The organism is Pseudoselenomonas ruminis, from assembly GCF_008271295.1.
GTDB lineage: Bacteria > Bacillota > Negativicutes > Selenomonadales > Selenomonadaceae > Selenomonas_A > Selenomonas_A ruminis.
On the sequence record NZ_VTOY01000011.1, the window covers coordinates 52,922 to 67,457 of the forward strand.

A 14,536-nucleotide genomic window follows, 5' to 3' on the forward strand; every position below is an offset into this window, starting at 1 on the left:
AATAAAAAGAGAGGAGCGCTGCTCCTCTCTTTTGTCAGAACCGCTGGCGTTCTTTCAGTGCGCGTTCTACATCGCGTTTGGCCGCTTTGGCCTGCAAGTCCTGACGCTTATCGTAATTATGTTTACCGCTTGCCAGTGCTAATTCCAATTTGGCCTTGCCGTGTTTGAAATAGACTTTAAGCGGTACCAGCGTATACCCCTTCTCCCGGGTTTTGCTGAAAAGTTTGATGATTTCCGCCTTGTGCATCAAAAGTTTTCTGGTGCGCAGCGGATCATGATTGAAGATATTTCCCTGCTCATACGGACTAATATGCATGTGTTCAACAAAAATCTCGTTATTCTTGATAACAGCATAGCTGTCCTTGAGATTTGCCTTGCCAGCCCGCAGGGACTTTACCTCGGTTCCCTGCAATGCCAGTCCTGTTTCAAAGGTCTCATGAATGAAATAATCATGACGGGCCTTGCGGTTCTCACAGGCAATCTTGATAGGGATGTTCTGCTTACCCAATGATTATCACCTTACTTCCCCATGGGAATTGATTATTTACTGTTAGCCGTACCGCCTTCGGTCTTGCGGTGCGGACGCGGACGGCGTTTGGGTGCCTTTTTCGCCTTTTCCTTCTCCAAACGGGCCTCTTCACGCATTTTACGTTCATGATACCCCGGCGGGTCCGGCCAAACGGCACTATTGAGTCCCGTCACGTAAACGCGATGATAGTCGCCCTCTTTGCCGCTGCGCCGCTCTTCGCGGTTGCGGCTGCGGTCGCCGCCTTTTTCCTGAGGACGGGCATCCTTTTCGGGACGCTTGCGCTCCTTTTTCTTCGGCTGCTGGTTTTCCTGCTTTGGCAATTTTTCGCCAGATGCGCCGCGCTTCTTGCCACGGGCGCCTCGGGATTTCTTCTTGGGCTTTTCGGCCTCGAAGTCTGTTACCATAGCCTCAGCAATGATATCCTCGGCAGCTGCTTTTTTCTTATCGTTCTTCTTATCGTTTTCCTTGCGGCCACCGCGTTTATCAGTGTTGTTGGTCTCTTTTTTGCCGCGATTCTTGTCTTTTTTATTTTTCTTGCTGTTCTTGCCGCTCTTTTCCTTGCCTTTGCCGGCATTGCGGCCACCGCGGACGGCATTTTTCATTGCCTCGGGGTCATAGGCACCATTGTCTTTTAGCACAAAGTCGAGATTGCGCTCTTCGACATTGGCACGCACCAGCAGTACTTCGACCTCATCACCGAGGCGGTATTTCGCCTGGGTGCGTTCGCCGACCATGGCAAACTGTTCTTCAACGTACTCATAATAATCGTTGACCATCGTCGAAACGTGAACCAGACCCTCAACGCCGTTGTCGAGCTCCACAAAGATGCCAAATGCCGTTACGCCGCTGATAACACCGGAAAATTCCTCGCCGACGAACTGCGCCATATACTCGATTTTCTTCATGTCCGTCGTTTCGCGCTCGGCCTCGATGGCAATGCGCTCACGCTGGGATGCATGGTCAGCGGTCTCTGGCAGGACTGCCTTTAGTTTTGCCTGACGCGCAGCCGGCAGTGTACCGGTCGCAAACGTCTCGCGCAGCAGACGATGAACGATGAGGTCCGGGTAACGGCGGATTGGTGACGTGAAATGCGTATAATAGCGGGCAGCCAAACCGAAATGTCCCAGGCTGAGTTCTGAGTAACGCGCCTGCTGCATCGACCGCAGGGCTACCGTACTGATGATGCGCTCCTCCGGACGGCCTTCGACCTTTTCGAGCACCTTCTGCACGTCCATCGGCTGAATCTGGCCAGCCTCATCCTGACGGACGAACAGGCCAAAGGCGCCGAGCAGATTATTGAGACGCTCGATTTTTTCCGTCGTCGGCTGCTCATGAACGCGGTACATAAACGGCAGGTTTTTCGTGTCCATGTGACGGGCTACCGTCTCGTTGGCAGCCAGCATGCATTCCTCGATAATCGACTCTGCCAGCGAACCCTCGCGCTTAATCAGGGCAACCGGGTGTCCCTTCTCATCGAGCTTTACTTTGACCTCTGGCAGGTCAAAATCAATCGAACCGCGGCGATGGCGCTTGGCTTTTAAGACATTGCGCAATTCCGCCAACGTCGTAAGCATCGAATAAATGTCATGGTTGTCGGACAGGAACGGTTCTTCCTTATTGACCAGCACTTTATTGACAATGTTATAGGTCAGGCGGCGGTATACATGGATAACCGTCGGCAGGATTTCATAACTTACGATTTCACCCTCCGGGGAAATCTGCATTTCACAGGCCATCGACAGGCGGTCAACACCGGCGTTGAGGCTGCAAATGCCATTGGAAAGCTCCTTCGGGAGCATCGGGATAACGCGGTCGACGAGATAGACACTCGTTCCGCGCGCATAAGCCTCGCGGTCAAGCGGCTGATTCTCACGGACATACCAGCTGACATCGGCAATATAGACCCCCAGGAAGAACGAGCCATCCTCATTCTTGCGGGCATAAACGCCGTCGTCAAGGTCCTTGGAATCTTCGCCATCGACCGTCACAATTGGCAAATCACGGCGGTCAGCCCGGCCGCGGTATTCCTCTGGCGACGGTTCCTGCTCTACGGCATCGGCTGCCGCCTGTACGTCCTCCGGGAAGGTCTCCGAAAGCTCATACTGACGCATAACCGAAAGGACATCGACACCAGGTTCGCCGACTTTGCCCAACACCTCAATTACATCACCTTCGGCACTGCGCCGTCCATCCGGCCACTTCGTAATCTTGACAACGACCTTGCTGCCGGTTTTCGCACCATGGAAGAACTTCTTCGGCACGAAAATATCCTGGGTGAGTTTCGTATTATCTGGCGTTACAAACCCAAAGGTCTTACTGCTCTCAAAAGTGCCGACGATTTTTTCATTGGCGCGTTCCAAAATGCGAATAATTTCGCCCTCGCGCGAACGTCCCGGCTGCTCTGACGGGGTAACACGAGCCACCACCCGGTCGCCATGCATCGCCGAGCCAATGCCCGGTCCCGGTACGAATACATCTGTTTCCTCTTCCGATTCGCGTACATCCGGAATGATAAAACCAAAGCCTTTGGCCGTCATGGAAATGTGCCCCACGACCAGATGCATGCGGCTTGGCACACCATAGAGATCACTGCGGTTCTTGATGATAGCGCCTTCCTGTTCCAGTTCCTCCAGCGCCTGCTCAAACTGCACGAGTTCCTCTTCGGTAAGTTCCATTTCCTCGGCCAAATCCTCTGCCAGCAATGGTTTATAGGCATCTTCACGCATATACGCAACAATTCGTTCTTTTAAATCCATATACTTTCTTTTTCTCCCTTTTCCTAAAGCGCCCGCGTGGCACTTCGCTCTCGATTCCCGCGTCATCCCTTACGCGTCGGATGACTGCAGGAAAGCCGCTGCCTCGGCAAATACTTTCTCGCGCTCTGCCGCCACCGGCAGAAGGTGGCCGGACTTTTCCAGCCAAACGATACGGCGGTCTTCGCTTTTGACATGGTCATAAATATATCCGGCACTAGCTGGTGCAGCCGTATGGTCATCATGGCTATGCATGATAAGCACAGGTACGGAAACCTTATCAATGCAGCCCTTGGTCGCCTCAATCACATCGACAAGCTCATGCACTCCGATGAGCGGCATCTTGCGATACGTCTTATTGACTGCTTCGGGGACGCCCTTGAGCCTTCTTCTGGCCTTCGGGATGAATTGATTGTTACAGACCTCCCGCGGCGGCAAAAATTCAATGCCGCGCTCTTCGGCGATCTGGATGGGGGCTGCTAACGTCACCACTTTGCGGACCTTTTCCTCTGTTGACAGCAGCAGCGAAAACAGCCCGCCCATCGAATGACCGATAACATCGATAGAATCACAAAAACCGGACAGGACCGCATAGCCGTCCCGCACGGAATCCATCCAATCTTCCCAGGTCATGTGGCTCATGTCCTCCACCGTGGTTCCGTGCCCAGCCAACCGAACCCCAAGCACGGTAAAACCAAGTTTATGCAGATACTGCCCCATGAGTAAAAGCTCTGCCGGAAGTCCCGTAAAGCCATGAATCAGCAGAACCCCTTTCGGCCCTCCCGGCAGGAAAAAAGGTTCCGCTCCTGGCAAAATCATCCTCTCGCCCCCTCGTATCCATAAAGAAAAAACCCCGCTCTGATTGCAGAACAGGGAACGCTTTCTCGTATTAGTTGCTCATGCGAGCAATCACAATCGTGATAACCGCGAACAGAATCGCAAAGACCACGGTCACGCGTGCCAGCAATGCATCCATACCACGAGCCTTGCTCGAAAATACGGTATCCGCACCGCCGCCCATGCCGCCCATGCCCGAGGATTTTGCCTCCTGTCCAAGCACCGACGCGATGAGGATAATTGCTACCAATGCATCTAATATCATCAAAACGGTAAGCAACATGTATGTAAGCCTCCCTTTAATTACAGTTTCCATATTATTCTACCATAGAGTAGCGCTCCTCCGCAAGGAAAAGCAGACAAAAACAAAAGAGCTTCCCCGCAGGGAAGCTCCTTGAAAAACCTGATGAAATTATCAGATAGCGTAAACACGGATGGAGTTCGTGTTCTTGCCAACAGCAGCGCTGCTGTCAACTTTGATACCAGAGGTAACAATCGTCGTATCGCCGCGTTTTACGTACTCATTCTTAACAGCGGCCGACGTAGCATTGCTGAGCATCTCGTCAACATCGTTCCACTCCGTGCCGAGGATCGGATATACACCCCAACGCAGGTTCAGCTGACGGACAACCTTCTCGCTCGGCGTGTAAGCAACGATAGCTGCTTTCGGACGATACTTCGAAACGACTTTCGTCGTATAACCGCTCTCAGTCGGCGTGATGATTGCCGGAGCATCGAGCTCATAAGCCATCTGTACCGTAGCATGAGCGACTGCACGCGTACGGGACTGGAGATGCTCGAAGCCGCGCTCCATGAAGAGGTCTTTGTACTCCAGAGCGGACTCGATACGGCAAGCGATGCGGTTCATCGTAGCGACTGCCTCAACCGGGTAGTCACCGGAAGCCGTCTCACCGGACAGCATGATGGCATCCGTACCATCGAGGATAGCGTTACCAACATCGGAAACCTCTGCACGGGTCGGACGCGGGTTGCGCTCCATGGAATCGAGCATCTGCGTAGCAACGATAACCGGTTTGCCAGCCTTGTTGCACTTGCGGATGATTTCTTTCTGAATCAGCGGAACATCCTCAGCCGGAACCTCAACGCCCAGGTCACCGCGGGCAACCATGATACCATCGGAAACTGCCAGAATCTCGTCGAAGTTCTTGACACCTTCGAGGTTCTCGATTTTCGGGATGATTTCCATGTGGCCGTTATGCTCTTCGATGAGCTTGCGAATAGCCAGAACGTCAGCCGGGCGCTGGATGAAGGAAGCAGCGACAAAGTCCATGTCCTGCTCGCAGCCAAAGATGATATCTTTCTCATCCTGCTCGGAAATCGGCGGCAGGCCCAGGGATACGCCCGGTGCAGCAACGCGTTTGCGCGTGCTCATTTTACCGCTGTTCTGAATCGTCGTAACGATATCTTTGCCTTTAATCTCATCAACTTTGAGAGCTACAAGGCCATCGGACAGCAGCAGCGTGTCGCCCGGTTTTACTTCCGTATAGAGACCTTTGTGGTTGACCGAAACGTGCGTCTCATCACCCGGAATATCCTCATAGGTAAGCGTGAACTTGTTGCCCTTCTCGAGCATAACCTTGCCATCTTTGAACTCGCCAAGACGCATCTCCGGACCTTTCGTGTCCAGTACGAGGGAGATGACCTTGCCAGCCTTCTTAGCAGCCTCGCGTACCATGTTGATACGGTTCAGATGCTCCTCATGATCACCATGAGAGAAGTTGAAACGAGCCAGGTTCATACCATTCTCAATCAGCGCATCGATAACGCCCGGTTTCTCCGTGGATGGTCCCTGCGTGCAGATGATTTTCGTCTTCTTTAACATGTTGTAAATCCCCACCTATTCTTTTTACTCCATATTACTATCAAACAGGCTGCCACCGGTTTCCCGGTGTCGCTGTGGCAGCCTGTTCACGGCCTGAACTAATTGAGGGAACAATCCCTCTGACAGTTATTATTCTACACGTTTTGTCCCTATAAGTAAAACAATTTCCGCCATATTTTTTCAAAATAAATATTTTCTGAAAACACAATCCTTGTTTAAAATTTATTGGTTTTATTCCCCTTAATAAACATAGCTTATCCGTATAATTCACGAGCGAATCATAAAGACAGAAAATTTTTTCACTTTGTAAAAACGGCTTATCTTTTCATTCCAATCCATCGATATACCAATAGGGATAGTATTTTCTTCCCACATTTTTGATGAAAGGAGGTTTTACCATGACCACGATTTCTTCGCTGGCGAACAACACCTATACCATGTATAAAATGGCTTCAGGTAACACTGCCAGCACCACATCGGCCAACAGCAATCTCGTGTCTGCATTTTCCTCTGCCTATAGCACGCAGAAAAAAACCAATGCCGCACAGGATTCCCTGACGAATCTCTGGTCGAACTACACCGCTTCGGCCAGTTCCTCGTCAAGTCTTTCGGGTCTCAGTACGATTTATGGCATCAGCTCCAGTGCAACGGAACTCGTCAACTCGTACAACGAAGCCCGGAAAGTCTACCAGACGGAATTTTCGGCCACGATGGGTGACCTGAAAAATTCCGCTGGCAATGTTGCTAAACTGGACACTTCGAAGTTCAGCCAGGACGACATCAAAACGGCTGAAGATGGTACGAAAACGTACAGCGATGCACTGAAAAGTGCCATCAAAGACATCAAACAGCTCGTATCTGACTACAACGATGCCCTGGGAACGACGAACGACTACAGCAGTGTGAGCAAACGCATGAAATCCATCGCCAACACTTTTGCGGATACCACCTATCGTTCCGATATCTACAAACAGGTCGGAATAACTGTGGATAGCAAAACGGGCGAACTATCTGTCGATGAAGACAAACTTGCCAAAGCTCTTACCGAAAATGGCAGCCGCGTTGAAAACGCCTTGGGCAAAAACGGCCTGGCCGGCAAAGCCAGCCATCATGCCGAATTTGCCCTTGCCCAGCAGGACAAGGCCTTCCCATCGATGAAGACCATGCTCGGAAGTGAGCTGAACCTTGCCTCAGCCTACACCAACCCGAAAGTCCTGACTGCCAACGTGCAGTACAACATGATTGGGAATCTGCTGAATATGGCGTGGTAAAAACTGCCCATCAACGGAAAAGCCTGTCTCGAAAAATGAGACAGGCTTTTTTGATTGACACCAGAATAGGACTTTGCTACCATATAATCAATTGCAATAACGACAAAACAGAAAGGATACCGCCTATGACGACGGAGAGCAAACCTGCCGAAGCAGTCCTGCGCGAGGGCCAGGCTATACATATTACTGACAATGCCATCGATATCCACGGAACGATAAATGAAATTGCCCACCGCTTTTTGTCCATTAGCCTTGATGTTTCGCCCCAAACCTTCTTAGCCACGCCCCTTAACAGTGATGAACTCCAGTGTACGGTTACGGGCAATGGCTGCGTTTACCGCTTTGCTGCCAATTTCCGCAGCAGTTCCACCGTTGCGGAAAAGAACTGGTTCATCGAAAAGCCTGCTACTGTGGAGCGTATCCAAATGCGCCGCTTTGTCCGCGTGCCCATGCCGCTTCCTATTCAAGTAAAACTGCCCGGTGCCCATGGCAGTATGCAGGATACCATCGAGGCTACGCTGGTCGACATCAGCGGCGGCGGCATCTGCTTTGCCCATACGAACGAAGTGCTCCTGCACGAAAAAATTATTATCACCATTCCCGATCTCCCGCTCTATGGGACGCTTCATACCGAAGCCCGGATAGAACGATGCACCAAAATCGAAGTGTTTTCGGGAACGGTCTTCCACATCGGCGCCTCCTTCGAAGACAACCTTGACCTGCGCCAGCAAGACAAACTCATTCAATGCATTTTTGAGTTGCAACGAAGTTACCTGCAAAAAGGACTGCTCCTCCCTGTAAAGTAATTCTAACTGCCCCATTGTCCCATTCAGAAATACAGCCACGCTGTTCCTCCAGATTACGACAAGGCAATTCGCTGGCTAAGAATACGACAACCACAGCAGCAGATACTGCACTATCCGAGAAACATGTATTTACCAACTCTTCCGTGACACCAATCAAAGAAGCCGGTATAAAAGATCTCGCCGGATTAGCTAAATATGCTGTAACATCCTCAAAGGCAATGGCCAAAAATTCCGTTGTTGCTATATGTGTAGGGGCTATGGATATCTATGATGATTTCACTAACCCCAATTATACGACAAGAGAAAAATTTGCAGCAGCTAGTATCGATGCAACAGGAGTTGCCTTTGCTGTAGGCAGCAGCGTACTTACAGGTGCCGCTGATTAACAGGCGCCCCCGCAATTGCCCTGGCAGTAGGAGGAGCGATTGTATTTGGAATAGGAATCGATACGATTACTTCACGGGAAAAGGAGGCGGTATTAGAAAATGACTAATTTAAAAATAAACAAACCTATCTTGTTTCTATCCATTTCGGTGACGATATTGGCCAAAGGAATGGATAAATATATAAACGAGAAATTGCTTTGGGGATTTCTTCTAATATTGTTTATAAGCTTAGCTATATATTACTGGAAAAAATTTCATCAAAAAATAATCATTCTGTCGTTTGGCTTATTTGGCATAACGTGTTTGATTGGACTTTTTTGGCATACTAACACACCTTATGATGGCGTAACCAAAGGTGCATTGATCCTTTGGTCGGCTTTTGGGGCGCTTGCATCCATAGTGGTAAACAAAATGAGCGAATGCAATGGAGCAGATAAAAAGTTACTCAAACTAATCATTTCTTTCACAGGTGGTTCATTGTTATTATTATGTGCACTTGTATATATTCCTTTTTTGATAAAATAGCCACTACTCCCTAGCTGAGCAAGCAAACGTAAAAACCTCCTCCTAAGACGACAATTTTTACAGTCGTCTTAGGAGGAGGTTTTTTTCATAAAGAACTTTTTCTTTTACTTCATACGTTTTATCGTGAAGCGGCCGGTGCCGACTTCTTTACGATGGCAATGTGGGCATTCGTTTTCGATAATGCCGGTGTAGCCACAGACCGGGTCACGGTCAACCGGATGGTTGATGGAGAAGTAACCCATATCGGCGTCGTGCATCGCACGGACTACATTCTCGAATGCTTTGACGTTTTTGGTCGGGTCGCCATCCATCTCGATGTAGGCAATGTGACCAGCATTTTCAAGGGCGTGGTACGGTGCCTCAATGCGGATTTTATCGATGGCTTTTATCGGATAGTATACCGGGACATGACTGGAGTTCGTCATGTAGTCGCGGTCCGTAACGCCCTCGATGACGCCGTATTTCTTGCGGTTGCTGCGCTGGAACTGGCCTGCCGTTGATTCTGCCGGCGTGCCGAACGTCGACCAATTCATGTGCTCATCTTCCGTATATTTATCGGTTGCCGCCCGCAGGTGCCCGACAATCTTAAGGCCCAGTTCCTGCGCCTCAGCACTTTCGCCGTGATGCTTGCCCGTAAGTGCTTTCAGGCACTCCGCCAGGCCGCAGAAACCAATGGAATAGGACGCATGCTTAAGAACATCCTTGATGCTGTCATCATTGGACAATTTGTCGCTGTCCATCCATACGCCCTGCCCCATGAGGAACGGGTAGTTATAGACGTGTTTCTGCTCGATGACATGCAGGCGCTCCAGCAGATAATCATGACTGATCTGGATATATTTGTCAAACAGCTGCCAGAATTTGTCCATATCGCCTTTAGACTCCAGCGCCAGTTTCGGCAGGTTGATCGTCGTAAAAGCAAAATTGCCGCGACTGCCGGACTCCTCCGGGCCATTGATGTTGCTCATAACGCGGGTGCGGCACCCCATCGTTGCCACGACACTGTTGTAATCCCCCGGTTTGTAATACTGGAGATTGTACGGCGCATCGATGTTGACGAAGTTCGGGAACAGGCGCTTCGCGCTCGTCTTGCAGGCCTGCAGGAACAGGTCATAGTTCGGGTCTTCCGGATTGTAGTTGACACCCGCCTTGAGCTGGAATACCGAAATCGGGAATATCGGCGTCTCGCCGTTGCCAAGTCCCGACCAGATGGCATTTAACACTTCGCGGACAGCCAGACGGCCTTCGGGCGACGTATCCATACCATAGTTGATGGAGCTGAACGGAACCTGAGCACCGGCACGGCTGTGCAGGGTATTGAAGTTGTGAATGAGCGCCTCCATGGCCTGATGCGTCTCTTCGACAACATCCTCACAGGCCAGCTGGTAGATTACCGTCACGATTCGCTCAAGGTCAGTAAGTTCCTGATGATAGACATCCGTCAACAGGCTTGCCACAGCCTTCTTGACAGCGTCAATCGAACGCTGTGCGCCTTCATCTTCCATGCTTTCCGTATAGCGGCAGGAATCAAAATCCATAACCTTTTTGAATTCCTGTTTGAACTCGTCCTCACTGCCGACAGACTGCGCCAACTGATACCGCAGAGCCTTGTAAGCCTCATCGATAACGGCTTTGCGGAAGGATTTGCGGATACCCTCTGCCATAGCATAATCAAACGCATTGATCGACTGGCCGCCGAACATGTCATTCTGATTGCTCTGAATCGCGATGCAGGCCAGGCTTGCATAGGCGCGGATGGAGTTCGGCTCGCGCAGGAAGCCGTGCCCCGTCGAGAAACCGCCATGGAATAACTTCAACAGGTCAATCTGGCAGCAGTTAAAGGTGATGAGCGAAAAATCTTTGTCATGGATATGAATCCAGTTCTCTTTATCGGCCTCACGGAATTCATCGGTCAGCACATAGTTGTCAACAAAGTGCTTCGAACCTTCGGCACCGAGTTTGAGCATAATTCCCATCGACGCATCGGTATTAATATTCGCATTATCGCGTTTGAGATCAACATCGACCGAATCCGCAAAGAAAATATCCCGATAGGAATTCATCAGATGCTTCTGAGCCGCGCGGCGCTCCGCGTGTTTCTGCCGATAGGTGATATATTTTTTCGCCACGTCATAGAAATCGTATTTCATGAGCTCCTGCTCAACGATATCCTGGATTTCTTCCACGCTGACATTTTCGCGGTCCTGAATATCCCATTCGACCTGACTGGTTACCTCATCGATATCCTTGTCGGTCATTTTATTGCCGCCATCTACATTTGCACCAGCGATGGCATTAAAAATCTTTTCACGATTATAGGCCACCGTATGGCCAGAACGTTTCGTAACTGTTTTTAAGTTCATAGACTACTCGGATACCACTCCCATATATGCGGTATTCCTTGACGCCTCCCCCTATATATTGTGGTTGATAATTGTCATAACGGAATATATTGTACCAAAGAACCGCTCAGATGGCAATGACCAAATCCCGCACTCCACGGCATAAAAAGAGCAGGAATCCTTGCCATTCCTGCTCAAACGGATATTTTCATTATTTTTGACTTTCGTCGCCGTTTAGTTTCTCCAAAAAATCCATCAGCTGATAGAGCAGTCGGTAGAGTTCCTTGGCATCACTTTGGCTAAACGCTGACATCTGCGCCAGCATCGCCTGCGGAACGCCTTCTGCCTGCTGTTTTAACTTCTGACCGTCCTCGGTGATACAGACAATCACGACGCGTTCGTCCTGCCGTGACCGCTCCCGTTTCAAATAGCCTTTGCGTTCCAGCTTTTTCAACAGGGGCGTAAGCGTACCAGAATCAAGATGCAGCTTCTTCCCGAGTTCCTTGACACTGACTTGTTTTGCTTCCCAAAGAACTGCCATCGTAATATATTGCGTATACGTCAATCCCAACCGGTCCAGATGTGGCCGGTATGCTTTGATTATTTCACGGGAACAGGCATAGAGCGGGAAACATATCTGGTCTTCCAACCGTAACGAACCTAGCTTTTCCATGATAAATCCTCACTTCATTCTTTCTATCGTCAATTTTACTTACTCCCCCTTTAAAAGTCAAGGAAACGCCAAATTGACGAAACACCCTATTTCATGTAGAATTATCATTAGTTTTTACGCAAACATTAATATAGTAGAAAGAAGAAGACCAAGCTATGAAACATACTACGATAAACCAGGACAGATTTATCCGTTGGTTTGCGGCTGCTGCCGCCTATTTTGTCTGCTTGATTGCAGCCTATATTGACTTCGGCCAGGATATGGGCGCGAAATATTTCATGCCCATCCTGATTCCGATTATCGCCGCGCTCGTCCTCATCCAGTATGGCACGCGAGTCAGCATCTTCAGCAAGGCTGCCCTGCCAAACCTCGTGACCGGCACAGCCTGGTGTATCACCTTCCCCCTGCTGTATCAGTGGACCTACCATTCGGTATGGTACCAGTCAAAAATCTGTTTTGACTTCGTTGTTGGTACCGCAGGCTTCATCCTGCTCATGGCCTTGGAGGGCGCCTTGTTCCGCCTCGGTCACGAGAAACTCACAGCGGCGTTTATGTCCGTCCTGAATTTTCTCGGTCTTGTCATTCCCTTTATCCAGGTGACTTACTATTGCCTCTTTTGGCATTGCCTTTCCCCTGCTTCGCTTATGGCCCTGTATCTGACCAACTACCGCGAAAGCATTGACTTCATCCAGTCCAACCTCGGCCTGTTGCCGACGCTTCTCATCTTTGCAGGCTTTGCCCTGTTCCTCTATGGCTGCTATCACTGTCATCGGGAATTCTTCCGCCGTACGCTGGCGGAAGATACCACAGCCGGACGCATGGGAGCACTCTCCTTGCTGACGGTTGCCATGATTGCCGCCGAGGGCTGGTATCTGCCACAGACTTCCGTAGCCGACCTCTGGAACGATGTCATTTCCTATGTCAATCAGACCCAGGAATACAGTATCGGTCACGATGAACGCTTGGAAAGCCTGATGATTGACAAGAATATGACCCTGCCCACCAAACTTCCGGGCACCGTCATCGTCGTTATCGGCGAGTCTGCCTCCCGCAACTATATGAAAGCCTTCACGCCTTCTTTCCCGTATGACGACACGCCCTGGCTCAGCGGCAAATTCGCCAGCGATTCTGCAAACTTCCTGAAGTTTGACAATGTCTACTCGTCCTGGTCGCAGACGGTCCCGGTCCTGCAACGGGCATTGACCGAGCAGAGCCAGTATAACGGCAAGGAATTCTTTGATTCCGCGTCGATCGTCGACGTAGCCAAAAAGGCCGGTTATGAAACCTGGTGGTTCAGTAATCAGGGCCGCTACGGACAATACGACAGTGCCATCACGCTGGTGGCGAAAACCGCCGACCATGCCGAATGGACCGATGACTCGTATAATTTCTCGGACAAATACGACGAAGCCCTGCTCCAGTATTTGTCACAGGTTGACCCGTCCAAGAACAATTTCATTGTGCTTCATATCATGGGCAGCCATATTTATTACAACAACCGCTATCCCAGCGAGTTCAATAAGTTCGAAACCGCTGAGGGCGATTCTACCGTTTCTTCGGTTCAATCTTATGCCAACAGCATTCTCTATACCGATTATATTCTCTCGCAGATTTTCGACTACGCGCAGAAAAACCTGAACCTGCAGGCGATGGTTTACTTCTCCGACCATGGCGAAAACATCGAGATTTCCCATAACCCGGACGTATTCAGCTTTGACATGGTGCGCATCCCCATGTGGACATACCTCTCACCATCTTACCAGCAGGTTATGCCGGGCCATACCAATGCGCTTCGCATGCACCAGAGCCGCTACTTTACCAACGACATGCTCTACGACATGATTTGCGGCCTGCTGAATGCACCTTCCGCCCGCTACAACCCGGAGCAGGATTTTGCCAGCTTCTCTTACAGCTTCCACCGCAGCAATCTGACAACGATGCTCGGACAGCATCCATTGCTCGAAGACCCTAACGGCACGGAAGAAAAATAAGCCTGAAAAAAAGACCTTGTGGATAGTAAAATCCACAAGGTCTATTTTTTTTCCGCTAATGATTCGCCCGCCGAATCCTCATCCTCTTTTTCATCCAATTCTGAGCATCCCGGACTGAACCATATCCAGAACAGGATGGGAAAAATGACAAACTCCAGCACAATGATGGCGGCAAATAAGCCATTGATAAAATCCCAACTCAAAAAAATCGGGTCGCTTTCCTTATCTTCTTCAAGCTTTTCTCCGGGCCGTCCCGTTTCCCCCGGCACCACGCCCCCTACAATCCGAGGGCCATCATACGATGATGCTGCCGTTACATGCTGTGATACCATCAGTTCTCTTCCCACGGAAAACTGCGATATCCCCACAACCACTGCCGTCATAAGGAACATGAAGGCCACCACCAAGATAAAGAAGCTCTCTTTTCTCGTACAACGCCGCCGATTCTTTTCCTCTTTCATAGTAATTCCCCTTGTAAGATACCACGATTCCTTCCATTTTTTCTAATCCTTTTCTAAGTTCTCATAATACACGTTCTACACGATTTCGTCAAATTCCTGCCAACACCGAAACCAGCAAT

At 50.1% G+C, this 14,536-nt stretch carries 13 protein-coding genes; 5 read left to right on the top strand and 8 right to left on the bottom strand.

Annotation, left to right across the window (positions count from 1 at the left end):
- Positions 1–34: 34 nt before the first annotated feature.
- The 5 genes from smpB to pyk all read right to left on the bottom strand — a co-directional run bounded on the left by smpB (position 35) and on the right by pyk (position 5,962).
- Positions 35–508: an SsrA-binding protein SmpB gene (gene smpB, locus FZ040_RS11100; RefSeq protein WP_033171037.1), complete on the bottom strand. Its 474-nt coding sequence runs from the start codon at positions 506–508 to the stop codon at positions 35–37.
- A gap of 32 nt (positions 509–540) precedes the next feature.
- A complete protein-coding gene (gene rnr / locus FZ040_RS11105; RefSeq protein ID WP_149172041.1) occupies positions 541–3,285 on the bottom strand; it encodes a ribonuclease R in 2,745 nt (914 codons plus the stop codon).
- A 69-nt stretch (positions 3,286–3,354) separates the two neighbouring features.
- Positions 3,355–4,101, bottom strand: a complete 747-nt coding sequence (locus FZ040_RS11110) for an alpha/beta hydrolase (RefSeq protein ID WP_149172042.1) — start codon at positions 4,099–4,101, stop codon at positions 3,355–3,357.
- Between the two features lie 70 nt (positions 4,102–4,171).
- Positions 4,172–4,384: a preprotein translocase subunit SecG gene (secG, locus tag FZ040_RS11115; RefSeq protein ID WP_074515729.1), complete on the bottom strand. Its 213-nt coding sequence runs from the start codon at positions 4,382–4,384 to the stop codon at positions 4,172–4,174.
- Positions 4,385–4,534: 150 nt separating this feature from the next.
- Entirely contained in the window at positions 4,535–5,962 is a 1,428-nt protein-coding gene (pyk, locus tag FZ040_RS11120) for a pyruvate kinase (RefSeq protein WP_149172043.1), read from the bottom strand.
- A gap of 398 nt (positions 5,963–6,360) precedes the next feature.
- Here pyk and fliD point away from each other — a divergent pair, with 398 nt between their 5' ends.
- The 4 genes from fliD (at position 6,361) to FZ040_RS11140 (ending at position 8,950) form a co-directional block, all read left to right on the top strand.
- Positions 6,361–7,233: a flagellar filament capping protein FliD gene (gene fliD / locus FZ040_RS11125; RefSeq protein ID WP_187620309.1), complete on the top strand. Its 873-nt coding sequence runs from the start codon at positions 6,361–6,363 to the stop codon at positions 7,231–7,233.
- A gap of 125 nt (positions 7,234–7,358) precedes the next feature.
- Positions 7,359–8,039, top strand: coding sequence for a flagellar brake protein (locus FZ040_RS11130; protein ID WP_187620310.1), 681 nt, complete (start codon positions 7,359–7,361; stop codon positions 8,037–8,039).
- Positions 8,040–8,296: 257 nt separating this feature from the next.
- Entirely contained in the window at positions 8,297–8,425 is a 129-nt protein-coding gene (locus FZ040_RS14260; RefSeq protein WP_255448861.1) for a hypothetical protein, read from the top strand.
- Between the two features lie 99 nt (positions 8,426–8,524).
- Positions 8,525–8,950: a hypothetical protein gene (locus FZ040_RS11140; protein ID WP_149172047.1), complete on the top strand. Its 426-nt coding sequence runs from the start codon at positions 8,525–8,527 to the stop codon at positions 8,948–8,950.
- Between the two features lie 104 nt (positions 8,951–9,054).
- On the opposite strand, the gene FZ040_RS11145 is transcribed toward FZ040_RS11140, so the two are convergent.
- Complete coding sequence (locus FZ040_RS11145) at positions 9,055–11,313, bottom strand: anaerobic ribonucleoside triphosphate reductase (protein WP_149172048.1); 2,259 nt, start codon at positions 11,311–11,313, stop codon at positions 9,055–9,057.
- Between the two features lie 190 nt (positions 11,314–11,503).
- Positions 11,504–11,965, bottom strand: coding sequence for a MarR family winged helix-turn-helix transcriptional regulator (locus FZ040_RS11150; RefSeq protein ID WP_149172049.1), 462 nt, complete (start codon positions 11,963–11,965; stop codon positions 11,504–11,506).
- A 155-nt stretch (positions 11,966–12,120) separates the two neighbouring features.
- Between FZ040_RS11150 and FZ040_RS11155 the strand changes: the two genes are divergently transcribed.
- Positions 12,121–13,956 carry a phosphoethanolamine transferase gene (locus FZ040_RS11155; protein WP_149172050.1) on the top strand — a complete coding sequence of 612 codons (1,836 nt, stop codon included), beginning with the start codon at positions 12,121–12,123 and terminating at the stop codon, positions 13,954–13,956.
- Positions 13,957–13,997: 41 nt separating this feature from the next.
- On the opposite strand, the gene FZ040_RS11160 is transcribed toward FZ040_RS11155, so the two are convergent.
- Positions 13,998–14,417: a hypothetical protein gene (locus FZ040_RS11160; RefSeq protein ID WP_149172051.1), complete on the bottom strand. Its 420-nt coding sequence runs from the start codon at positions 14,415–14,417 to the stop codon at positions 13,998–14,000.
- Between the last annotated feature and the right edge of the window lie 119 nt (positions 14,418–14,536).